This is a genomic window from Curtobacterium sp. BRB10 (assembly GCF_031844325.1).
In the GTDB taxonomy this organism is placed as follows: domain Bacteria; phylum Actinomycetota; class Actinomycetes; order Actinomycetales; family Microbacteriaceae; genus Curtobacterium; species Curtobacterium poinsettiae_A.
The window spans coordinates 205292-228299 of sequence record NZ_JAUZVA010000005.1 but is presented as its reverse complement, the minus strand read 5'-3'; the positions used below and the strand labels follow the sequence as shown (position 1 = coordinate 228299).

Here is a 23008-nt window from a genome sequence, read left to right as displayed (position 1 = left end):
GCAGATGCTCCGGGGGCTTCGTTCAGTGTGTCGAGACTCAGACGGACTCGCGCTGGCGACGGACCGAGCCGCGGACCAGCAGGAGGCCACCACCGAGGACGACTGCGCCGCCGGCGACCCAGAGGGCCAGGGCGGAGACGGTCGAACCCGTGAAGGCCAGCGTGCCGTCGGTGCCGGTGCCGGCGCCCGCGCCAGCGGCGGGGACAGCAGCAGCGTCAGCCGGGGCGACGGTGAAGGCCGCGAAGCCGACGACGCCCGAGGTGGCGCCGGTGGCGGTCAGGTTGTAGGTGCCCGAGGCGCCCTGGGGGAACGTGACGTTGACGTCGAGCGAACCATCCGAAGCGGCCGTGTAGGTCTTCGAGACGGTCGTGGTCGGCAGCGCGCCGAGCGTGACCGCACCGGCACCGGTGACCTGGACGTTGACGGTCTCGTTGTCCTGGAACGCGCCCTCGGTGAAGTTCACCGAAGCGGTGCCACCGGCGACGGCGGAGCCGGAGACGGAGACGTCGGAGTCAGGCGTGTAGCCGGCGGCGTTGGCGACGGCCGGCGTGGCGAGCAGTGCGGCGCCAGCCAGCACCACCGCTGCGATGAGCTTCTTCATGAATGGTTCCCCTAAAGATCTGATGATCCAGACCCTGACACCCAGAGCCCGCTGATCCGCCGGTGGTTGACCCCAGCCATGGAAATGGCGGTTGTGATGGCGAAGTTGTCTCAATCTAGCGGAGTTTCCCAGCTTGGTACCAGATCACGTGGATTTTGGTCATTGGTCGACGTGTGTTCACCCGTTCTCTCGGCGAGTCGATGTGTCCCGTCGCGGACACGCCGTAGCTGCTCGCGAGAGAAACCCCAGATGAGAGCCGCTCAGTAGTGTGCGTGCCGCACACTGTGCGGCGGCTCAAGAGGCTTTGGCCCCGGACAGGTTCGTCTACTGCCCCTCGGAGTGGGGGCATTCTTCTGGTTCGCTTTGCGGAGCTTCCGACCTCAGCCAGCGGCGAGTGGCCGCTCGCAATCGAACGTCAGAGGCTTCGCCTCGGCCTGCCGGACGCCAGGGGTCGAGGTCGCCTGCACCGCTGCCTTCGCGTACTTCGCTTCACCCAGGAAGGCGACACGGTAGGTCAGGCTCTCGCCGGGGGCGAGCAGGGTCTGCAGCTGGGCCACGGGGTGCCCGCCGTCGGTTGCCGTCTGCACGGCCGTCGTCTTGCCGTCCTTGGTGGCACCGAGGAAGATCGCGCCCTCAGGTGCGTACGCCGCGAGCAGGGTCTTGATCCTGCCCGGCTCCACGCCGAAGTCCCCACCCCCGGTGACGTACCGCGGCAAGCTCGTCGCGGCGTCGGCCGGTGCCGTGTTCTTCAGGGTGATCTCGACGACCGACGTCGGGCGGCCGTCCTTCCGGCACACCGAGCTGCCGACGGAAACGCTCTTGTCGAGGTAGTAGTCCATTTTCGAGCCGGTGCCGTCGTTCAGGTAGACGACGAACTGGCTCGAGTCGGCGGTCGCCGTCGGCAGCTCGCCGGCGATCGGCGTCCCGCTGATCCGGCGCTGCTCGGCCTTCTCGGCGCTCCAGAGGCGCAGGCGGCCCTCGTCAGCGCTCTGGGTCAGCGCAGACACGAACGCCTTCGTGTCGAACCCGCCCGACGCGACCTTGTCGAACACCGTGCTGGCGGCGGACGCGAAGAACGCGTCCTGCACGACCGGGTCGGGGTACTTCACGTACACGTCGCTCAAGAGCAGCTTGACCGCGTTCTCGGACGTCAGGGTGTCGCCGGTCGGCAGCTGCACGGGACCCGTGGCCCTGAGCAGGTAGCTCAAGGTCACTGGGTCCATGGCGAGCACGCCGTCGACCTGCTGCCCGGATCTCTGCTTCCACATCTCGCGAGCCAGCTTCGCCGATACGTCGAAGCGTGGGGTGAGGGTGACGTCCTGCATGTACTGGCCAGTTATCTCTCCGTAGAGACCACGCGTGTCGGCCGTCAGCGGCAGGACCGGTTGGTCGTAGGGTCCGAAGTCACCGCTCGAAGCCTGCGCTGACAGATGGAGTGCCCCGTCCTTGGCGTCGAGCTCCGCCACCGCGCCAGGTATCCCGCCTCCGGCTCGCAGTTCCGCGTTGTTCTGGAACAGCAGCAGGTAGTTCCGGTCCCCGTCGTGCCCGAGCATCGCCGGCGCGAGCTGCACGATGCGGTTCGCCGCGACCGCCTGGTCGGACGCAGAGGACAACGCGTTCCGCAGCTGTCCCACGGCGGTGGTGACCGGCGACAGCGTCCCACTGGTGTCGATCCGTGCCGCGTCGGCGCGTGCCTGCTGGAGCGTCTTCGTGGCCTCGGCGACCGCCGGCTGCGCGTCCTCGATCGGTTGGAGGTCGATCCTGCCGTTCTTCGGTGCGAACGAGTCCGACCCGAGGCCGTCGATGACGCCGGCGACGGGACTGACGGCGTCGCTGGCGACGTCGTCGACGATCACCGAGACGTCCCGCACGGCCCGCAGGTTGGTCCCGAAGAACGGTACGGACTGTGCCGCGCCCCAGACCGGGTCGCCGGTCAGCGACCGAGCCGACGCGGCCTCGTCCTCGAGGTGCCTCGCGGTCTTCTGCGCTGCGGCGGTGTCACCGCCGGTCAGCTGGGACCGGAGGGTGTCCACGTCCCCGACAGCCCGCTCCAGGTGCCCCTTCGCGAGCATGCCGCGGACACCGACCCAGGCGACGGCGAGGATCAGCAGCAGGACTAGGGCGAGGACGACCCACAGGACGATCCGGGCCCTGGACCCCCGGCGTACTGCAGTGCGTCGCGACTCGGGCTGGTCGGACATGAGGCGATCCTACGGTTCCGTACGTCCCAGACCCCTCACTGACGGACGGAATCCGCGTGTTCGCGGTACCAGTCGATGGTGCTGCGGAGCCCGTCCTCGAGGCCGATCTGCGCCGTCCATCCGGCGTCCGCCAGCTTCGACACGTCGAGCAGCTTCTGCGGGGTCCCGTCCGGCTTCGTCGTGTCCCAGACCGTCTCGCCCTCGAACCCGACGATCTTGCCGATCGTCTCCGCGATCTCCCTGATCGTGACGTCCGACCCGGTACCGACGTTGACCTGGTCAGGGCCGTCGTAGTGCTCCATGAGGTGGAACACCGCAGCCGCCATGTCGTCGACGTGCAGGAACTCACGACGGGGCGACCCGGTCCCCCAGTTCTCGACTGTCGATGCACCGCTGCGAGCGGCTTCGTCGTACCGGCGGATGAGCGCCGGCAGGACATGGGAGCCGGTCGGCGAGAAGTTGTCACCCGGGCCGTAGAGGTTGGTCGGCATGGCCGAGATCCACGGACGGCCGAACTGTCGACGGACGGCCTGCACCTGCAGGATGCCGGCGATCTTGGCGATGGCGTAGGCGTCGTTCGTCGGCTCGAGGTGGCCCGTGAGCAGTGCGTCCTCGTGGATGGGCTGCTCGGCCATCTTCGGGTAGATGCAGGACGAGCCGAGGAACACGAGCCGTTCGACACCGTGCTCCACCGCGGCGTCCATCACGTTGACCTGGATCTGCAGGTTCTCGCTGAGGAAGTCGTGCGGGTAGGTGTTGTTCGCCATGATCCCGCCCACCTTGGCGGCGGCGAGCACGACGTGCTTCGGCTCCTGGTCCGCGAAGAAGGCGAAGACCGCGCCGCGGTCCTTCAGGTCGAGCTCGGACGAGGTCCGTCCGACCACGTCGGTGAAGCCCTCCGACTCGAGCTTGCGCCAGACCGCCGAACCCACCAGGCCGCGGTGTCCCGCGACGTAGACGCGGTCAGCTCGATCGATCGGACCGGGGGTGAAGTCGGTCGTGGTCATCAGGAACCCCAGCTCTCGAGACGGACGGTGTCGATCCAGGGACGGCCCTCGTGCTCAAGGGCGGAGATGTCGGCGTCGACCATGATCCTCGCCAGCTCGGCTGTGTCGACGGTCGCCTCCCAACCGAGCTTCTCCTTGGCCTTCGAAGCGTCACCGACGAGGGCGTCCACCTCGCTCGGTCGCAGGTACCGCTCGTCGAACCGCACGTGGTCTTCCCAGTTCAACCCAGCGTGCGAGAACGCCGTCGTCAGGAAGTCCTTGACCGTGAAGTCACCACCGGTCGCGAGCACGAAGTCGTCCGGTTCGTCGGCCTGCAGCATCCGCCACATGCCCTCGACGTACTCGGCGGCGTACCCCCAGTCGCGGACGGAGTCGAGGTTGCCGAGGTACACGTGGTCCTCCAGGCCGGCCTTGATCCGAGCGACTGCGCGGGTGATCTTCCGGGTGACGAACGTCTCACCGCGACGCGGCGACTCGTGGTTGAACAGGATCCCGTTCACGGCGAACATCCCGTAGGCCTCGCGGTAGTTCCGGGTCACCCAGTAGCTGTAGACCTTCGCGGCGCCGTAGGGAGAACGGGGCCAGAACGGCGTCTCCTCGTTCTGCGGCGGCGGGGTGGCACCGAACATCTCGGAGGAGGACGCCTGGTAGAAGCGCGTGTGGATACCGGACACGCGGACCGCCTCGAGCATGCGCATCGTGCCCACACCCGTCACGTCGCCGGTGTGTTCCGGCTCGTCGAACGACACCCGCACGTGTGACTGCGCGGCGAGGTTGTAGACCTCGTCGGGCTTCAGCTCGCTGAGCAGGCTGACGAGCCGCGCGCCGTCGCCCAGGTCCCCGTAGTGCAGGAACAGCCTGGCGTCCGGGTTGTGCGGGTCCACGTACAGGTGGTCGATCCGCGAGGTGTTGAACGTGGACGCACGACGGATGAGCCCGTGCACCTCGTACCCCTTCCGCAGCAGCAGCTCGGCCAGGTACGACCCGTCCTGTCCGGTGATGCCCGTAATGAGTGCGCGCTTCGTCATGTCTCCCCAGCTCAGGCGCCAGCCCTCGGGGAACCGCCCCGAGACGTGGTTGGACGCAACAATTTTTCAGCATAACGGCTGCTCACGACTCAAGCGGCGGCGAGTTCGGCTCAGGCCGGCCCTCGGAGCTCCAGCTGATCGCCGAAGGGCGCCAACCAAGTCTCGGCGTAGGCGGAAAGCTTTCCGTAGTTGTTGTCCTCAGCGATCACGCGGCGCCCCATCTGCAGCGCGATGAGCATCGCGTGGAGACGATCAGTAACGATTGTTTCCCCTCGCGACAGAAAGCGCACGCCACGCTGAAGGCGCCGTTCCGCCTTCGACATCCAGACGTCTGGCGCGTGTCGGAACACGGACTTGAGCGGCGGAAACTGCTGGGTGCGGTTGGACCACCACCGGTGCCAATCAAGATCCCACGGGTCTGCAGGCCAGTCTGCTCCGTCGGAGAGATGACCAGTCGACTCGCCGTCGTTCCTGACGAGAGTCACCACGTCCGCTACTGGCGCGGGCGCCGGGATCTCGCCGAGCATGTGCACAGCGTCAGGACTGATCACGACTCCGGCCATCATGCCATCCACTGCTCGAGCCGACTGCTGGTCCCGGACAGCCAACCGGGTGTTCGGACGCGCTCCGAACCTCCGCGCAAAATCGGACTTCGAAGTCTCCGAAGAAAAATGAACGGTCTGAGGCTCTTGGATCAGCAACGTTTCCTGATCGAGACCTTCCGCAAGACGGTAGCGATGAAGGTCGGCGTCCGGGTAGAGCCCGCCGATGTTCCCCCCGCCATGGATGGCGACTGGCGTCCTTGTTCTCAGCGTCGCTCGATCCAGAGTCGAACGGCTGCTGACCTTCGTCAGAACGATTCCTGCCTCAGCCCAGAAACTGCGCTGACCCAGAACGATCGCGGAGTCACCGATGTTGGCATGGTCCGGGAAGTCTGTAAGCGTGACTTCCGCAACACCCGTATGCAGCTGTGAAAGGCTCGTCCAGGTCTGCTCGCGCAGCGTTGCAACCGGGTTACTCACACGTGAAGAGTGTCCGAAGCGTGCCCATACTTCAAGGATTCACAGCACAATATCCCCGATCGGTACGCAAAGTGAACGATCCCTGCACAGCTGGGCCTGCAGTGGCGTCACGGGGCACGTCACCCACCGTCTAAGCGTGACCAGGCAGGTCCGCGAGCAACGATCCCCGATCGCGCCCGCCACTGTCAGAGGGACCGCCGTGGCCTCACCCGGAACTCCAGTACCATCACACCGAGTCCGTCCGCAGCACGCCTGAGTAGCACCTGGAAGCCATCGATGCGCTTGTCCGTCCTCATGCCCGCCCGGAATGCCGCCAACACCATCACGGCGAGCCTCAGATCGACCCTTCGCGCGCTTCCGAAGGACGCCGAGGTCCTCGTCCTTGACGACGCAAGCAGCGATCAGACGGCGACAATCGCGAGCGAAATGAAAGATTCGCGGATCAAGGTACTCCGCTCTCCATCCCCATCGGGAGTAGCAGGCGCTTTGAACGTGCTGCTGGCGGACGCTCGCGGCGAGTTCGTAGCAAGAATGGACGCGGACGACATCGTTCTGCCGGGGAGGTTCAAGTACCAGCTGGCTCGATTCAACCGCCCTTTTGACATCATCTTCGGCGGAGTGCTCCACTTCGGCGAACGTGTCAGGATCCCCTACCCCTCACCCCCACTCACCATCGGACCAGAGGCTTTTCCGTCGGCACTGCTGATCGACAATCCAGTCGCACACTCAACGATGATGGCGCGTCGCGGCCTCCTCCTGGAGATCGGTGGCTATCGCAAATGCCTTGCCGAAGACTACGATCTTTGGCTGCGTGCCGCGGCTCGAGGCGCGCGTATTGCCCGTCTCGGGCCACCAGTCACCGCACTGAGAAGGCACGGCAATCAGGTAACGGCGAATAAAGGATGGGCGGAGAAAGCAAGCAGTGAGCCCGAGTGGCAAGAGTCGTACGCAGCACTGGCTGAGGTGACGGGTCAGTTTGCTGGAGATACCGAGCTGCTCACCAAGGTGAACGCGGCGTTGACGATCGGGGAAAAGCGTGCTCTTCTCCTGCCCGGGATCTCGCGCACTATGAACGATCTCAGCGCGCGCGACGCCCTCGCGTTGAAGATCCTGATGAGGCGCGGTCGCTCAGCCCATCGCAACGCGGCGCGGGAACTTTAGCCGGGAGGCCACGCGCTTCGCTACGAGGTGAGCCGGTCGTTCGACGAGCCGGAAGAAGATGTAGGCGACTGCGATAGAAACAGGGATGCAGACGAGCGGCGTCAACCACGCCAGGCCGACTGGCAGGAGCGTCCCGATGGATACCACAATCGGATCGTGCGTGAGGTAAAGGCTGAACGAGATCCTCCCCAACCACTGCACCACTGGTCGTTCCAGGAACGACCGGGCACCCTGCCACCTGACGGCTGCGACAACGACCCCAAGAGCCGAAAGCAGCACGATCGGCAGTGTGACCGCGTCATCAGCGGGGACCGGGGACCCGAGCCACCATGTGCAGGTGATGCCGATGAGGCTCGCTCCCATGATCCATGGCCATCTTCGGTTAGTCGAGGCCTCAGCTTGAGAGAGCACGGGTGCAAGGAGCGCACCGATCAAGAACATCGGAAGGTAAATCAGCAGACCTTTGTCCTCGATCAAGGTTCCGAAAGCACTCAGCGCAATAGCTCCGACTAGGAACGGCAATCTCCATCGCGCGCAACGCAGAGCGATGAAGACGTAGAGAGGGAGCAACACCGAGAACGCTACTTCCCAGCGCAACGACCACAGAGGCGGGTTCAGCCAATCTGGCGAGATCAGTGTCGCATTCCGGACCAGAGCGAAGAGGGAGGGCGCTTGATCATGGTTCTCCATCCACGTCCCGCGTCCAGCGGTGCCCGCACGAGGAACCGCCAGCGACAGGACGAGCGCGAAGAGCACGGCAACGACGACGGGCACGTAGAGCCGAATCAGTCGGGACGGGTAGTACGCCTTCCAGTCGTAACGCCTGCGAAGCGCGGGCAGCGTGAGCACGAGTCCACTCAAGATGAAGAAGACGTAGACCGCTTCGGGGCCTGCCCAGACGAGATGGATTGGGGACGCGACCAACCATGTCAGCGCCGCCGACGGCGGCTTGTCGAAGTAGACATCACCGAGGGGTGCTATCGAGACGAATGAGTGATGGATGAGAACGACCAGAGCAGCAATCCCACGAAGTCCATCTAATGCGCCAATCCTGTTGGCAGACTCTTCCACGGTGCGCGAGCCTACAACTTACCGTCATCAAATGCCAGCGCGACGCTCATCAGATTCTCTCTTTTGCGAGCTGCAGCCTTTGCCCTACGCACACCTCGAGGTTCGAATTCCCGAGGCCAACGACGCTCCTCAAGGCTAGTGGCCAGCAGATGGAGTGACCGTCTCTCTCGAAGGCACAGCCGTTCGCCGGTCGACACCTTCGATCCTTCGCGGTGCGATGGCGAGAATGATCCCGGCCGACCACCAGAATGGCACCGCTCCGAACGGGGATTCGAGGACAACCCCGAGTGACGCGACCGGCAGGATCGCGATGATAGTCATGGCCGCTGTGGCGACGACGTCATCTCGGGCGGCGACACGCAGCCGCCGGAATAGCGTGATCACAAGTGAGAGCACCACCGCCGCAGCAAGTACCAGGCCGACTGCACCCATGCGGGCGTAGATACCGACGAAGTAGTTGTGCGGACTCCGCACGTTGTCGTAGGTCGTGCCCTCGAGGAAGGACAGCGTTCCAGATTCCGTCAGGAAGTCGTTCCCGAATCCGCTGCCGATGATCTGTCGGGACGGGGATCCGTTCGTCCAAGCGATCACCTGCGACCAAACCAATCTTCGGGCATTCTCCGTACCCTTCGCGCTCAACTGGCCCTGCGTGGTGGCCGCTGAGGTATCGATCGTGGCGATGATTCGCTGTCCCGCGCCGGTCAACGGCAAGACAAGCATGAGAACAGCAATGGCAATCGGCACGAGCATCTGGGAGAACAGGCGACGGCCGCTACGAGCAGGAGTGCTCACGTAGAAGATCAGGTAGGCGACGAACATGGAGGCGACGACGCTGATCAACCCAGCACGCGACTGAAGCGAGAAGACGTCGACCAGAGAAACGACGATCGCCAAGATGGACCAGAAACGCTTCGTCGTGCGGAACGCGCGGAGCAAGAACGTTCCAGCCCCGATTCCGAGGATCGCCATGTCGATGTCCGGCCGAATCTGAAAGATCCCCGCAGCGCCGCCCGGAAGCGGGATGCCCGTGAACCCCGTGAAGATCGAAACGGTGGCCCACGCGAGATGGAAGGCCAACGCAACCCTGAAGATACGAGCGGTCCTGTCCCGGGCACTCTTCGTCGAGCGCGCGATCGATGCCGCGCTGACGTAAGCAATGAAGACATAGATGAACGGGGCTGAATCCCGGATCCAGTCGCTCACTGGCTCGCCCTGTGTCAGCGAAAACGCAACTCGGATGATGATGTAGCCGAAGAAGAGGTGCAGGGCGAGCCCGGGCTGGTCACGAGCGAACAGATCGTCGCGCAACTGCTGGCCCCGCATGTGTCGCGAGATGAACCACTGCGCCAGCCCGAGGAACAGAAGAACGTCGGTCAGGAAGAGTGGGGGGACGCCGATGTACGAGCCCCAGCGACTCGCCGCGAGGATCAACGCCACGGCACTCGTACCAACGACGACTCGGGTCGACTGGCGCTGGAAGTCCCCCGAAGCCATGTGGGAAAGCTAGCACGGTCGGTGCATGCATCGGCCTGCTGGTCGGACGTCTCCGCCATCCGACGGAAGCAGCGACGCGACGAGTGCTCTCCCCGCCAGGACTTGCCTCCGGCTCAGAGAGGGGGCATCTCGCTCAACCGAGCTGGCTGAGAGCGCCGAGCGCCGCCCCGAGTGCAACCGTAAGCAAGAAACTCAACCCGACGGCTCGATACGGAGTTGCGCGGCCACAACCGAACGCGAGGAGCACGAGGAGCACGAGTTCCCGGCCGAGGTAGACCCACGCGGCAGATTCGACGCTGTGCGCTGCAGCAACGGCGATCGGAATCGCCAGAACGACGCCCACTGCCTTGATCGGCGTGCCCCAGGCGAGCCTTCCGCGTGCCATCAGAACCGGGGCGAGCGACCAGGTGATCGTCGTCACGAGGATGCTGAGGGAAGCTGGGTAGACGGCATCGAGCGGCTTCGTCCAGGCCGGGCCGAGGAACGGGCGCAGTATGAATTCCGTACCGACGTTGAGCACCACGACCAGAGCGGCCGACAGGAGGGCGGCTCTCACGAGGAGCACGTTGGCCGCACCTCTCACATCGTCGACGCCATCGGCCTTGTCAAGCCGGACCCGGAGCACGTTGGCTGTTGAAGAGGACACCGCGTCGCCCGGGTTCCGTGCCACTGCCATCGCCAGATTGTACGAACCGAGGGCAGCCGTGCCAGCAATCGCGCCGAGCAGAATGCGATCAGCTTGCCCTTGTAACCAACCGAGGATGAAGAATCCGGACGAGTGACGAAACTCCCTGGTGAGGGTAGTGCCTGCACCTAGTGCCTCAACGTGAGCGGGTAAGCCCAGTCGGGCGGCAGCCCGGTGAGCGAGTACCGCAAACAGGAGCTCTGCGAGCAGAACCTGCAGTGACGCAGCCGCGAGGCTGCGCGTGAGAAAAAGCATCGGGACGGACACGACGAGCGAGAGGCCAGACACCAGCAGCTGCAGGTTTGCCAGGCGGCGCCATTCATCGCCCCGCTGTAGGAATCCGAGCGGGATGATCGAGTACGAATTCGCAATTGGCACCGCGACGAGCGGGAGCAGGGCGAAGATCTGGGTGTGCAGGTCTTCGGGGAAGATGAACCAGAGAAGCCCGATGGTGACGAGCATTGCAACGACTCCGCCGATGCTTGCCCATCTCCGGTATTGAACGAGGAATTGGTACGAGGCCCTGTTGGCCAGACTCGGCACAACGACCTGACGGATCGCGCCGTCTAGGGCCGAGTAGTAGAAGGTGAGGACGAGCATCGGCCAGGCGTAGAGTCCGATGACGACCGGCGTCACGTACTGTGCCAGCAACACCATCAACAGGGCGCTGGCAAGCCTCGGAAACACCCGTTCAATGAGCGACCAGATCAGACTGCGCATCGCTTAGCTCGCCGAGACCGAGATCGCAGTGGCCGCTTCGGTCCTGCCGACAGCGCCGACCCACTTCTCCCCGCCGGCTCGGACATTGCGTCGCTCTTCGAAGAACTGCCGAGCGTGGACCCCGTATTGCTGCACTGCTTCGCGATCTGACACGAGCTTCGAGACGGTCGTCGAAATGAGGGATACAGACTCAGGCGGCGCCACCAGCCCGGCGTCCGCTGCGAGGACGTCTCGAGCTGCCTGCCCGGAGCCTGAGCCGAGGTAGAGCACTCCTCGCCCGGATGCCATGGCGGCGTACACCTTCGACGGAACGCACGTGCCCGTCGCGCTCTCGGCGAGTGAGACGACGTGGATGTCGGCAGCTGCGTACGCTGCTTCCAGTTGCGATTCGTCGACAAAACCACCTATCCGGACATTGCTAGCCGGAGTGCCTGCCAAGTACGCGGCGACACGATCGACCTCGCTTCCGGAGCCGTTGATCGAGAGCTCGACATCACGCCGGTCCGCTATAGCCCTCACCAAGGGCAGTAGCGGGTGAAGGTCACGAGCAGAACCTGAGTAGAGGAGCTGCAGCGGGCCACCGCGATCGCCGACCGGCGTTGCAGCTATGTCACGGTGCCACAGCGGGATCGTGCTCACCTTGCCAGCGGTGACCGCGGAGAGAGTGTCTGCCATGCACTCTCCGATCGTGACGACCTTCCCACTGCTTCGGAGCGCTGCGCGCTCAAGGGCAGCTCTGGCCTTCGACAGAGGCCCGCCTTGATCACGCGTCAGTCGGTAGAGGTCCATGACCCAGGCAACATCCGTGACCCGACCACGACTGAGACGTCGTGCTAGGGCTCCGACGAACGGGATCCCCGACGGCACATCTACGGTGATCACGACGCGGATTGCGCGCCTGCGACGCCAGACGAATCTGGCCGCAGATCCGAGAAAACGGATCTCTGACAAGAGACGTCTCGCCTTCGCTGCGGCGTTGCCGCCGGAGAGGACGATTTTCTCTGGGCGGATCGCGATGACAGCGACTCTCTCGCCGCGCCGCCGCAGCTCACCGGCCAAATCATGGACGGCCTTTGCGACTGCGTCGCGCTCGGACGCGGCATACCCGTAGGCAACAACGACGAGGTCGTTGTGAGAGCGGCGCGCTGTGCTCACCGGCGCACGCTCCTCGCTGGGTTCCCGACCACGGTGTCCCCGTCGGGCACGTCCCGGACAACAACCGCGCCAGCTCCGACGTTGGCGCTCCGTCCCACGGTCACCGCGCCAATGATCAGCGCTGCGGCTCCGACATCAACCCCATCGCGTACGAAGGGCGCGCGCTCGCCCGGTCGTTTGTGCCCGATCACGACGCCGTTACGCAGCGTCACTCCCGAACCGATCAGCGCGTGGTCGTTCACCACCAGGCCGGTTCCGTGAAAAATGGTCAGTCCGGGGCCCACCATCGTCTTCGGGCGGAGTTCGATCCCGAGCACGAACTCCGTTGCAAGGCGGTACAAGATCACCGCCGGCAACGATCTCCTCCGCGGTCGAGCGCGGCTCCGCATCAAGAGTTGGCAAACGCGCAGCCCGGTGAGCACGAGTTGTGACTTGACATCACCACGGTTAGCCCGCAGATCGGCGCGCAATGTCCTGCGGAAGCCTGCGAACGACTCGAACGGCAGCAACGCGGCCTGCGCCTCCGCGGTCCCACCGCCCAGAACTAATTCGTCCGTCACCATGCCGCTACTTCCTCACGCTCGAGATAACACGGGCCCAGCCAGCGCGGAATGCGTCTCGCGAATGCTGCTCGTCGAAGGTTCGCCGAGCACCTTCGGCAAGTCGATCCGACGTCGAGGCGTCGCGGGTGATGCTCTGAACAGCGGCGGACACGGAGTCGACGTTAGCCGCCCCGACCAGCCGCCCGTTGAAGTCATCGTCAACGAGCTCGCCGATCGCGCCGAGGTCGGACGCGACAACCGGCACACCGATGCTGAACGCCTCGATAATCGTGAGCGGTTGCGCCTCGAACCGGTACCGAGACGGGAACACCAGCAGCTCCGCCGATGCCAGTGCAGCCCATTTCTCTTCGCCGAAGAGCGGTCCACGGAACACAATCCTGTCGGACAACCCGACTCGAGCGACGCGGTCGCGGAGTGAGGAAGTCACAGCCTCGTCGACCGTCGGGCCGATCAACGAGAACGTCTCCTCGCCGGGGCCAGTGGATATCTCGATCGCCATCTCCACGAAGATGTCAGCACCCTTCTCCTCCAGGAGGTTGGACAGGAAGATGACGTGCCCGCGTCGTCGGGGCGCGCGTCTCGTCGGCGGCGTCTCAACGGTGTTCTTGATGATCGTGATCGACCCCGCGGGGACGAAGTCGACGATGTCGGCCACCAGGGATTCCCCGAGGCAAACAGTGACCTTGCCACCTCCGAGCAATCGGCTCACAAGAAAGCGCCACACTTTGCCGCGCTGTGCAAGTTCCCTGTAACCCCTCGTATGGACGTAGTTGACGGTTGGCACACGGAACAGCCGCAGCAACTCGCCGAGAACGACATCCACGAGGAACGAGAACGGCCGGTTCGTGCAGAAGAACACACAGGCACCTGGGCGTTGGAACAGCGCGATCAGGAGCCGTCCGGCAAGGGCCGGGGCCGCACTGATCTTCCGAAGCGACACTGAGCCGACTTCACCGATGTCCCGACTGAAGCGCCGGTCGACGAGGATGGGCGTCTCCCCGAGCTCGCCGAGTACCTCGAAGAGGATCTTGGTGATCAGTGTCGAGCCGTGCATCGGCGGCGGCACCTGACTGATCACGACGATCCGGCGACCCGACATCATCAGCGGTTCCTGATCACGGCCGCAATGAACACGAAGTTGCCGATGAGGTACCGCCGCCAAAGCCGCTTGGGCTCCGACAAGAGACGGAATACCCACTCCACGCCGAGAGTCGTCATCCATCTCGGCGCTTCACGCTTCGTACCCGCGGTGAAGTCGAACGCAGCGCCGACAGCGCATGCAACAACCGTCAGCGACGTGGCGAGGCGACGGACCTCGAGATCCTGTTTCGGCGTTCCGAGACCGACCCACACGATGTCAGCCCGTGCATCCCGGATCAGCTCATCCTGAGCGATGATTTCTCCCGGCGACATTGGTCGAAAGGGTGGGCTGTACGCCCCGGCGATGACCACCCCGGGGTGCCGAGCCTCCAGATTCCGCTGCAACCTGACCAACAACTCCTCTGACCCACCAAGGAGGAAGTGTCGGACGCGGGACTCCCGGCCCTGATCCATGACGTCGTGAAAGAACTGCGGACCACGAACCTGCCAGAGTCGGTGCTTGGACAGTCGTGTCACCCAGCTGAGCGGTTTGCCGTCGGGGAAGTTGTACGCGTCGCCCGAAAGCGAATCGCGGAACACCCCATCGCTCTGAGCAAGAGCGATCGAATAGGCATTGACGAGATGGACCGCGGCACCGGTCGCCGAATCAGACTGAGCCGCCTGGATCACAGCGGATGCAGCCTCCGCGGGCGTGGCAGCGACGATCGGAAGGCCACCGAGTCGGCGCCGAGGTAGTGATTCCATAACTGGCGCTGCGTGAGCGGTCATGACGACCTTCCTTGTGCGGTGAGGGGGACCAGGACGACATAGCGTGGTCAGTAGGCACCACGCGAAGCGACGACGGCCTTGGCAGTCCGCCAGAGGACCACGAGATCGCCCGTGATCGACCAGTTCTCCACGTAGTACAGATCGAGCCGCACCGAATCCTCCCACGACAGGTCGGAACGACCACTGACCTGCCACAGGCCGGTCATGCCGGGCTTCACCAGGAACCGACGGTGGACGTGTGTGTCGTAGCGAGCGACCTCTCGAGCCAGCGGCGGTCGGGGTCCGACGAGGGACATGCTGCCGGCCAGGACGTTGAACAGCTGCGGCACCTCGTCCAGGCTGTAGCGGCGCATGAAGCCGCCGACCCGGGTGACGCGGGGGTCGTTCCGCATCTTGAACAGGACGTCATTGCCCTCGGCCCGGTCGAGAGCGCTGAGCTCCTGCAGACGTTCCTCGGCGTCGACGACCATCGATCGGAACTTGATCATCCGGAAGGTGCAGCCGTTCAGGCCGACGCGCTCCTGCCGGAAGAAGACCGGACCGGTCGAGGTGGTCTTCACCAGCACGGCGAGCACGAGCAGCAGCGGCGACAGGACGACGACGAGCAGCGCGGCACCGATCAGGTCGAAGGCCCGCTTCGTGTAGAGCTTGCGCCCCGAGTACGTCGGCGTCTCGACGTGGATGAGCGGCAGGCCCTGCACCGGCCGGGTGTGGATGCGGGGACCACCGATGTCGGTCAGGCTCGGCGCGACCACCAGGTGCTGCCGGCCCGGCTCGAGCGACCAGCTGAGTTCGCGGACGCGCTCCGGCGGCAGGTCGTCGGAGCTGGTGATCACGACCGTGTCGGCGCCGGTCTCGCGGAGCGCGGAGCCGACGTCGTCGAAGCCGCCGTGGCTCTGGATGGTCGAACCCGTCAGCAGACCTCGGTGGTTCGTCGACACGACCGCCCCGACCACGCGGTAGCCGGCTTCGGGGGAACGCGCGAGTTCGCGGCCGATGTGCAGCACACTGGCCGGGGACCCGACGAGCAGCACGGTCGCCGAGTACGCGCCCTGCTGACGCTGGGCCACGAGCCACTGGCGCCAGATCCACCGCGACAGCAGGAGGACGAGGATCCCGATCGGGAACGCGATGAGCACGTAGCCACGGGCCAGGTCGACGTGCAACAGGAACGCTGCGATCGCGAGCAGGCCGAACACGCGGACGCTGGAGTCTGCGACCAGGCGGTACTCGGTGCTGCCGACACCGATCACCCGCGCACCGCGGGTGTCGTACAGGGCGAGCGCGCTCATCCACACGACGATCACGACGATGGAGATCGCGGAGTAGCTCAGCCGCAGGTCGGCGGTGTTGGTCGCCAGGTTCGACTCGAGTCCGAGCCAGGCGATCTGCACACCGAAGACGACCCAGATCAGCGCCAGCAGGTCGGTGAAGAGCACGCGGCGCGAGTACGTGCGGCTCCACTCGTCGGTGGCGCCCACGGCGCGCGGTGCGCGGAGCGCGTCCGCTGTCACGAGGACGACCCGGTCACCACGTCGCGCCACCGTCCGACGAGACCCGGACGGTCGTGCCGTCCCACAGCCACACGTCCTGGCCTGCGCGGTCGATGGTGACGGTGTCGTCGGTGTCCGCGCCGTCGGCACAGCCGATCGGCGTGGTCGACGACGAGGGCGTCACGTCCGACGCGGACATGGTCTCGATCTGCACGCCGTCGCACGCTGCTGCGCCGACCCGGGCGAGGGTGTAGTTGCCACCGTCGACGCCGATCGACCGGATGCCGCCCATCGGCACGTCGACCCACGCGGCATCGCCGGTGCGCCACTCGAGCTGGCCGTCGCAGATGACGACCGCGGTCTGCTCACCCTGGAACGCGTCGATCGGGTCGGCGCACGGCGCCTGCTCCGTGCCGCTCGCGAGTACGACGCCGTCGGTGCTGATGCCGGCGCCGGCGGCGCCGGGCGCCCCGGCTTCCCACGTCACGCCGGCGTCGGTGCTGGTCCGCGCCGTCGTGGTGCAGTCGTCGCCGACGCCCGCCAGGATCGAGAGCTCCGCACTGGAGGCCCGGATCGCCATGAGCGATCCGACATCCGTCCCGAGTCCCACCGGGACCCACGTCGCCCCGCCGTCCACGGAGTGCTCCAGCACCGGCCGTGGGCCGCCGCACGACCCACCGGACGCGCGCCACGCCTCCTGGCCGTCGACCGCTGCCAACAGGCGGCGACCCTGCTGCTTGGTCGCAGCGGCGTCTGCGTCGGCAGACGCGCTCGGTCGCGGTGTCTCGCGCCGGTCCGGCGTCCCCGAGAAGGTGGGGATGGGGCCGGCGGGTCCGTTCTCCTCGGGGGCCGTGCGGCCCAGGGCGAGCGCCACGAGCACGACGTCGACGACGATCAGCGCCACCACCACCACGGCGACCAGGATGAGCGTGGTCCGGGGCAGTGCGCGGCCGAGGCTTCGGGTCCCCCGGCGAGTCTTCATGTGGGTGTCCCCGTTCAGCGTCCGGCGCGGCGGAGCACGCCGAGCTTCTTGCCGACCCGCTTCGGCGGGTTGACCGTCGGGGTCGTGTCCTCGTCCTGACCGTAGCCGTACCCGTAGCCGTAGCGTCCGTAGCCGTAGGCGCCGGGGCCCTTGAGCGGCATCTTCGTGATGACGAAGCCGGAGATCGGGGCGCCGACGTTCTCGAGCGTCGCGACGGCGGCGGCCAGCTGGCCCTTCAGCGTCTGCCCCGAGGCGACCGCGACGATCGCGCCGGAGGCCTTCTTGGCCAGGATCGCCGCGTCGGTGACGGGCAGCAGCGGCGGGGCGTCGAACAGCACGTAGTCGAACTGCTGCTCGAGCCGTTCGATCAGGTCCTGCATGGCGCGGGACCCGAGCAGCTCGGACGGGTTCGGCGGGATCGGTCCGGCGGGCAGGACGACGAGCTTGCCGCGACCCCACGGGTGGGCGACGTCCTCCAGGTCGGCGCGGCCGATGAGCACGTCCGTCAGACCGGCGTTGCCCTCAACGTCCATGTACTCGGCAACGCGGGGGCGGCGCAGGTCGGCGTCGATCAGGATGACCCGGAACCCGGCGCTGTCCAGGGCGATCGCCAGGTTCGCGACGGTGGTGCTCTTGCCCTCGGACTGCATCGACGACGTCATGACGAAGGTGCGGGCACCGCTGCCGATGTCGAGGAACTGCAGGTTGGTGCGGAGCGTGCGGAACGACTCGGCACGGGGGCTGCGCGGGTCGACCTGCACGATGAGCGGGCGTTCGGCGGCCTTGGCGTCGAAGGCGATCCCACCCACGACCGGCTTGTCGCTGATCTTCTCGACGTCGAGCTCGGTGCGCACCCGGTTGTCCAGGGTCTCGCGCAGCACGGCGATGCCGACGCCCAGCGCGAGGCCGACGAGCAGCCCGAGCGCGACGTTGACGGGCACGTTCGGGCTGACCGGGACGCTCGGCACGTCGGCCTGCTTCACGCGGGTGAGCTTGACCGTGCTCTTGCCGCTCGCGTCGGTGGCCTCGATGTCCTGCACGACGTTGGTCAGGCTCTGCGAGGTCGCGTTCGCGATGTCGGCGGCCTGCACCGGGTCGGTGCCCTCCACCGAGATGGAGATGAGGGTGGTGCTCGTCGGCGCCGTCGCCGACACCATCGTCGCGAGCTGGTCGGCGTTCATGTCGAGCCCGAGCGACGAGATGACCGGCAGCAGCACGATCGGCGTCGACACCAGGTTCGAGTAGGTCAGCACCCGCTGCTGGGTGAACGTGTTGCCCTGGGCCAGGTCGCTCGCGCTGCCGGACGTCTCCGTGGAGACGAAGACCTGCGCCGATGCCGAGTAGACCGGCTTCTTCAGCAGGGAGAACCCTGCGGCTGCGGCAACTCCCACCAGGGCGAGTACGACGATCAGTACCCATCCCTTGCGGAGCACCGTGATGTAGTCGCGGAGTTCCACGCCTTTGCCTTCCCCGATCATGGCCGTCCCCCGTGGTCCCGACACAGGCGCGCCGGGGTACTCCCAGTGCACGGCATACAAATAGTGCCACAGGAACGAGCACTCCTCGGGGGAAGTCGCCATCCGGCGCGCGGTGTCCTCTACGGTGGCCCCATGCGCTCCGAGTCGGCCATGCCCACCACCGAGCCCAGCGTGCGGCGGCAGCGGGACCTCGTCGTCATCCTCGTCGCACTCGGCGTCGCCGTGATCCTGACCCGGATCGTCGGACAGGTCACCCGGACTGGGGGCATCCCCTCGCCGGTCCTGCAGGTGCTCGCCGCGGACGCCGCCGTGTGGGTGCCGCTCGTCGTCGCGGCCGCCGTGGTGCTCCGTCGGACCCCGCGATCGGCGATGGTGTCGCGGCTGCGGCTCGACCTGGGGATCGTGGTCTTCGCGATCGGCATCGTGATCGTGTGCCGCGCGGTGGACGTCTTCCTGTCGATCGCGTTCACCGGGTCGACCGGGCTGGTCCCCGCACCGTCCCTCGGCACGCCCGACGTCGGGCTGCTGCTCGTGTCGGCGATCGGCATCGTCGTCGTCAGCCCGGTGCTCGAGGAAGTGGTGTTCCGCGGGCTGTTCCAGCGCCGGCTCGCCGCCGAGCTCACGCCCCGCACCCGGTTCCTGGCGGTGGTGGTCACGGCGTTCCTGTTCGCGCTGCTCCACCTGCTGCTCGGCGCTGGTGGCACGTCGCTCGGCGGCTTCCAGGTGTTCGTGACGACGTTCCTGCTCGGCCTGCTCACCGGCACCCTCGTCGCGATGACCGATCGCATCGGCGGCGCGATCCTGGCGCACGTGCTGTTCAACGCGGTCGCGGTCGTCGCCACCTGGCCGCGCTGAACGGTCACGAGCCCACCCCCAGATCGAGGCGACGACGGACTTCCGCAGGCTCGGACCACTAGCCTGCACTGAGCATGACTCGCCCAACCAGCATCGTCGAATCACCCCTCGTCCGTCAGGCTCCGATCAGTGGCCTGCTGGTGGTGTCGGCTGTGCTCACGGTGGTCGTGCCGACGCTCGAGATCACCTCGGCGGAGCTCTTCCTCGCGAGCCTGATCGGTACGGCGGTCGCCACGGTGATGAGCGCGGTCCCCCTCGTCCTGCCCCGCGCCGGAGCGCTCGTGCCGGTGTTGCTGTGCCTGGACTTCGTGACCATCGCGCTGCTGCGCACCGGGACCGGCTCCGGCGCGTCGGTCTTCACCTCGCTCGTGGTGCTGCCCGTCGTCTGGTGGTCGTCGCTCGACGGCCGCCGCAACGTGGTCTTCTCGCTCCTGGGCGTCGCCGCCGTCATCCTCGCCCCCTACGTCCTGACGCCGGACGACGCCCCCGCGGTGAGCGAGCTCGCTCGGCTGACGATCACGGTCGCGGTGTTCGGCACGGTCGCGGTGGTGGTGCACGAGCTCTCGAGACGCGCACGCCGGAGCGTCCGGGTCGCGCAGGACCGCGAGGGCAAGGTCCGCGCCGAGATCGACCGGGCCGCCGCGGTGCAACGATCGCTGCTCCCGACGACGACCGGCCGCATCACCGAGGACGTCGTCGTCGCGGGTGCCTGCCTGCCGGCCCGGAGTGTGGGCGGCGACTTCTTCGACTGGTACCCGACCCCGACCGGTGTCGCGGTGACCCTCGGCGACGTCATGGGGAAGGGCGTCGGCGCGGGTCTGATCGCGGCCGCGGTGCGATCGACCCTGCGCAGTGCCCGGACGGTCGAGGACCCCGCCGAGGCGCTGAAGCGGGCGTCCGACGGCCTGTCCGCGGAGGGCATCGGGCCCGACCTCGCCTTCACCACGCTGTTCCACGCCCGGATCTCCGACGACGGCACGCTCCGTTGGTCGGACGCCGGGCACGGGCTGAGCTTCGTCCTGCGCGCCGACGGAAACGTCGACCGGCTGCGGTCCGGTGACATGCCGCTCGGGCTCGGCATCCGCGAGGAGTGGGCGACGGCGGACGGTGCGCTCGAACCGGGTGACCTGCTCGTCTCGTTCAGCGACGGCGTGCTCGATCTGTACGACGACCTGGACGACACGATCGACTCCGTCGCGGCGATCGCGCGCGCCGGCCGCGACCCGCACGCGGTCGTCCTCGCGCTGTCGGCCCGCGCCGACGAGGTGCCGCACGACGACGACGTCACGGTGATCGCGATCCGCCGGCAGCCGGTCGAGGTGGACACGGAGCGACCGCTCGCGATGCACGCGGACTGACGGCGCGGAACGAGCGCACGGCGACCGTCGAGCGGTGCGGAACGCACGGACACCTGCAGAGATTGGTACGCGCCGCCGCTCGAACCCGAATCGTGCGGCGACGCGTGCAGACGGTGAGCGTCTGCCCTCGGACGCCCTAGCGTCCTCGGTCTGTGGGGAGTGACCAGCCGGGTCACCCCGGCGGCTCAGTGGACCAGGTCGAGGTCCCAGACGGGCGGCACGTAGGCGCGGGACCAGCCCTCGCGCAGACGCGTCACGGCGCGGTCGAAGGCCTCGAGCAGGTCCATCTCCGGCCGCACCATCGACTGCAGCTGCAGTCCCTCGTAGGTCGCGAGCAACTGCTCCGATCCTCGGGCCGGCTCCATCGTCCCGGGCTCCCGCCCGAGCATCACGTCGCGCTCGAGCGCGTGCTGCACGAAGGCGTGGAAACGACGCCACCGGGCGTGCAGCATCGGCGCGAGCGGGTGCTCGGGCGACGCCGCGATGTTCAGCGTCGCCGTCAGGAACCGCATGAGCGACGGGTCGGCCACGTTCGCGGTGACGATCGCACGGAGGAACCGGATGGTGCCGTGCTGCTCGGCCAGGGGCATGAGCGGCACGGTGCGATCCTCGTTCCACCGATCGATGGTGGCGAGCAGCAGGCCGTCCCAGCTCGGGAACGTGCGGTCGACGACGTCGATGGGTACGCCAGCCGCGGCCGCGACGACCTCGGGGGTCACCTCGTGCAGCGGTCGGGAGCGCAGCGCGGTGATCATCCCGTGGATGACCTCGCCACGGAGGGCGGTGTCGTCGAGGACGGGCATCGGCGGCGTTTCGATGTGCATGTATACACCTCACCAGCCCGACGCGCCCGTGCACAGTCCCCCGAACGGGAACGCGCGTTCCCCGGACAGTGCCACGCATGGTCCGGCGCGGTGTCCCCCCACCTGGGGGAAGATGAGCCGCCGTACAGGTTCTAGGGTGGTTTGGTTCGCACCCGAAACGAAAGATCACGTTGCCGCGCCTCCAGTTCCTCACCAGCGTCCCCTTCCTCGCCGCGGCAGCAACGCTCGCCGTCGCCGCCGGCTCAGTGCTCACCCCGAGTCCTGCCCCGACCCCGACAGGGACACCGGCTCCGGTGACAACGCCGACGGCAGCCGTCACCCCTGCTGCGCCGGAGACCGCGGTCGGCAGCACGGCCGCTGCAGCCGCAGCCCCGACGAAGTTGACGTGGACGTACGCCGGCGACTCGATCACCGAGATGCCGAAGTCGTGGATGCGGCAGCTGAAGGACTCGTCGATGACCAACGTCGGCGGCACGGCCATCGGCAGCGCGACGACGACCAAGATCCTCGCCAACACCGCCCACCACGGTGCCGACGTGCTGGTCGTCATGGCCGGCACGAACGACCTGCGCTACCAGCGCAGTTCCGCGTCCATCCTGCAGAACATCGACAAGATCGCCGCGCGGGCCGGCGCCGATCACGTCGTGATCTCGGCGATCGCGCCGTCGAACACCACGAACTACGGCAAGAGCCACATCGACCGCCGCAAGCTCGGCGAGATCCTGAACCGCGACCTGCAGAACCACGCGCTCACCCGCGGTTGGATGTTCGTCGACCCGTGGGCAGCCGACCGCCGGCTCGACGGCGGCTGGCCGTCCTCGCGCACGTACGACGGCGTCCACCCGACGGTCGCGATGTCCAAGAAGGTCTCGGTCCGGATGCAGCAGGCGATCCACATCGCCGCCGAGGGCGCGAAGGGTGCAGCGGGCTAGCACCCGTTCGTGTCGTGAGCCATACTCGCCCCATGCAGTGGGGACGGATGGCACCGGTCGTGGCACTCGTCGTGGTGCTCGGCGGCACCCTGGCGGGCTGTGGCAGCGAGAGCCGGGTGCAGTCGGTCAACGACGACGGCCTGCAGAGCACCGGGTGCACCGACTACGTCCAGCTGGGGACGCCGGCCGAACGCCGCGACGCAGCTGAGCTCGTCGTCGACGCCGACGTCACCAAGACCGACCGCACCGTGGAACCGCAGGGCATCTACCGGGTGTACGAGGCGACGGTCACCGACGTCACGAAGGGCGATGCCGCCGCCCCCGGCGACACGATCCAGGTCATCAGCACCTCGGACCAGTGCGAGACGAGCGGCGAACCGGTCGAGTACCTCTCGGGCGACCCCCTCGCCGACGAGGGCACCTTCCGCCTGTACCTCTCCCACGACGGAGACGACGACGTCTGGCAGCTCGTCGTCCCCGGCGCCGCCGAGCCGCGGCCCGCCGGCTGA

The 23008-nt window shown here is 66.8% G+C and carries 21 protein-coding genes; 5 read left to right on the top strand and 16 right to left on the bottom strand.

Translation table 11 applies throughout. The annotated features are described in order from the left end of the window. Positions 1–37: 37 nt before the first annotated feature. The 5 genes from Q9R26_RS12560 to Q9R26_RS12540 form a co-directional block, all read right to left on the bottom strand. Complete coding sequence (locus Q9R26_RS12560) at positions 38–601, bottom strand: hypothetical protein (protein WP_259580390.1); 564 nt, start codon at positions 599–601, stop codon at positions 38–40. A gap of 380 nt (positions 602–981) precedes the next feature. Next, the gene (locus tag Q9R26_RS12555; protein WP_311227469.1) at positions 982–2802 is read right to left on the bottom strand and encodes a DUF4012 domain-containing protein; all 1821 of its coding nucleotides are present in this window, start codon (positions 2800–2802) and stop codon (positions 982–984) included. Positions 2803–2837: 35 nt separating this feature from the next. Continuing rightward, on the bottom strand, positions 2838–3809 hold the full coding sequence (locus tag Q9R26_RS12550) for a GDP-L-fucose synthase (RefSeq protein WP_311227468.1): 972 nt from the start codon (positions 3807–3809) through the stop codon (positions 2838–2840). Further along, positions 3809–4837 (bottom strand): GDP-mannose 4,6-dehydratase, encoded by a 1029-nt coding sequence (gene gmd, locus Q9R26_RS12545; protein WP_182064656.1) that lies wholly within the window; start codon positions 4835–4837, stop codon positions 3809–3811. The genes Q9R26_RS12550 and gmd overlap by 1 nt, the downstream gene beginning before the upstream one ends. 110 nt (positions 4838–4947) lie before the next feature. Beyond that, positions 4948–5859 (bottom strand): polysaccharide pyruvyl transferase family protein, encoded by a 912-nt coding sequence (locus tag Q9R26_RS12540; protein ID WP_311227467.1) that lies wholly within the window; start codon positions 5857–5859, stop codon positions 4948–4950. A gap of 276 nt (positions 5860–6135) precedes the next feature. Here Q9R26_RS12540 and Q9R26_RS12535 point away from each other — a divergent pair, with 276 nt between their 5' ends. Continuing rightward, on the top strand, positions 6136–7020 hold the full coding sequence (locus Q9R26_RS12535) for a glycosyltransferase family A protein (protein ID WP_311227466.1): 885 nt from the start codon (positions 6136–6138) through the stop codon (positions 7018–7020). Here the strand turns inward: Q9R26_RS12535 and Q9R26_RS12530 are convergent. The 10 genes from Q9R26_RS12530 to Q9R26_RS12485 all read right to left on the bottom strand — a co-directional run bounded on the left by Q9R26_RS12530 (position 6988) and on the right by Q9R26_RS12485 (position 18509). Continuing rightward, the gene (locus Q9R26_RS12530) at positions 6988–8091 is read right to left on the bottom strand and encodes an acyltransferase (protein WP_311227465.1); all 1104 of its coding nucleotides are present in this window, start codon (positions 8089–8091) and stop codon (positions 6988–6990) included. The genes Q9R26_RS12535 and Q9R26_RS12530 overlap by 33 nt on opposite strands. Positions 8092–8226: 135 nt before the next feature. Next, a complete protein-coding gene (locus Q9R26_RS12525; RefSeq protein ID WP_311227464.1) occupies positions 8227–9528 on the bottom strand; it encodes an O-antigen ligase family protein in 1302 nt (433 codons plus the stop codon). 190 nt (positions 9529–9718) lie between these two features. Beyond that, positions 9719–10990 carry an oligosaccharide flippase family protein gene (locus tag Q9R26_RS12520; RefSeq protein WP_311227463.1) on the bottom strand — a complete coding sequence of 424 codons (1272 nt, stop codon included), beginning with the start codon at positions 10988–10990 and terminating at the stop codon, positions 9719–9721. Between the two features lie 3 nt (positions 10991–10993). Next, entirely contained in the window at positions 10994–12145 is a 1152-nt protein-coding gene (locus tag Q9R26_RS12515; RefSeq protein ID WP_311227462.1) for a glycosyltransferase, read from the bottom strand. Continuing rightward, positions 12142–12708, bottom strand: a complete 567-nt coding sequence (locus tag Q9R26_RS12510) for a serine acetyltransferase (RefSeq protein WP_311227461.1) — start codon at positions 12706–12708, stop codon at positions 12142–12144. The genes Q9R26_RS12515 and Q9R26_RS12510 overlap by 4 nt, the downstream gene beginning before the upstream one ends. A gap of 4 nt (positions 12709–12712) precedes the next feature. Next, positions 12713–13810, bottom strand: coding sequence for a glycosyltransferase (locus Q9R26_RS12505; protein ID WP_311227460.1), 1098 nt, complete (start codon positions 13808–13810; stop codon positions 12713–12715). Then, positions 13810–14577, bottom strand: coding sequence for a WecB/TagA/CpsF family glycosyltransferase (locus Q9R26_RS12500; RefSeq protein ID WP_311227459.1), 768 nt, complete (start codon positions 14575–14577; stop codon positions 13810–13812). The genes Q9R26_RS12505 and Q9R26_RS12500 overlap by 1 nt, the downstream gene beginning before the upstream one ends. A 47-nt stretch (positions 14578–14624) precedes the next feature. Next, positions 14625–16091: a sugar transferase gene (locus Q9R26_RS12495; RefSeq protein ID WP_311227458.1), complete on the bottom strand. Its 1467-nt coding sequence runs from the start codon at positions 16089–16091 to the stop codon at positions 14625–14627. Positions 16092–16104: 13 nt separating this feature from the next. Continuing rightward, on the bottom strand, positions 16105–17052 hold the full coding sequence (locus Q9R26_RS12490) for a hypothetical protein (protein WP_182064646.1): 948 nt from the start codon (positions 17050–17052) through the stop codon (positions 16105–16107). Positions 17053–17066: 14 nt separating this feature from the next. Next, positions 17067–18509: a polysaccharide biosynthesis tyrosine autokinase gene (locus Q9R26_RS12485; protein WP_262136855.1), complete on the bottom strand. Its 1443-nt coding sequence runs from the start codon at positions 18507–18509 to the stop codon at positions 17067–17069. 153 nt (positions 18510–18662) lie between these two features. Here Q9R26_RS12485 and Q9R26_RS12480 point away from each other — a divergent pair, with 153 nt between their 5' ends. Then, the gene (locus Q9R26_RS12480) at positions 18663–19385 is read left to right on the top strand and encodes a type II CAAX prenyl endopeptidase Rce1 family protein (RefSeq protein ID WP_311227457.1); all 723 of its coding nucleotides are present in this window, start codon (positions 18663–18665) and stop codon (positions 19383–19385) included. 74 nt (positions 19386–19459) lie between these two features. Further along, complete coding sequence (locus tag Q9R26_RS12475) at positions 19460–20743, top strand: SpoIIE family protein phosphatase (protein WP_311227456.1); 1284 nt, start codon at positions 19460–19462, stop codon at positions 20741–20743. A 185-nt stretch (positions 20744–20928) separates the two neighbouring features. Here Q9R26_RS12475 and Q9R26_RS12470 read toward each other — a convergent pair whose 3' ends face one another. Continuing rightward, the gene (locus Q9R26_RS12470) at positions 20929–21567 is read right to left on the bottom strand and encodes a hypothetical protein (RefSeq protein WP_311227455.1); all 639 of its coding nucleotides are present in this window, start codon (positions 21565–21567) and stop codon (positions 20929–20931) included. 293 nt (positions 21568–21860) lie between these two features. On the opposite strand from Q9R26_RS12470, the gene Q9R26_RS12465 reads away from it, so the two are divergent. Beyond that, on the top strand, positions 21861–22499 hold the full coding sequence (locus tag Q9R26_RS12465) for a GDSL-type esterase/lipase family protein (RefSeq protein ID WP_209133057.1): 639 nt from the start codon (positions 21861–21863) through the stop codon (positions 22497–22499). 32 nt (positions 22500–22531) lie between these two features. Continuing rightward, positions 22532–23008: a hypothetical protein gene (locus Q9R26_RS12460; RefSeq protein ID WP_311227454.1), complete on the top strand. Its 477-nt coding sequence runs from the start codon at positions 22532–22534 to the stop codon at positions 23006–23008.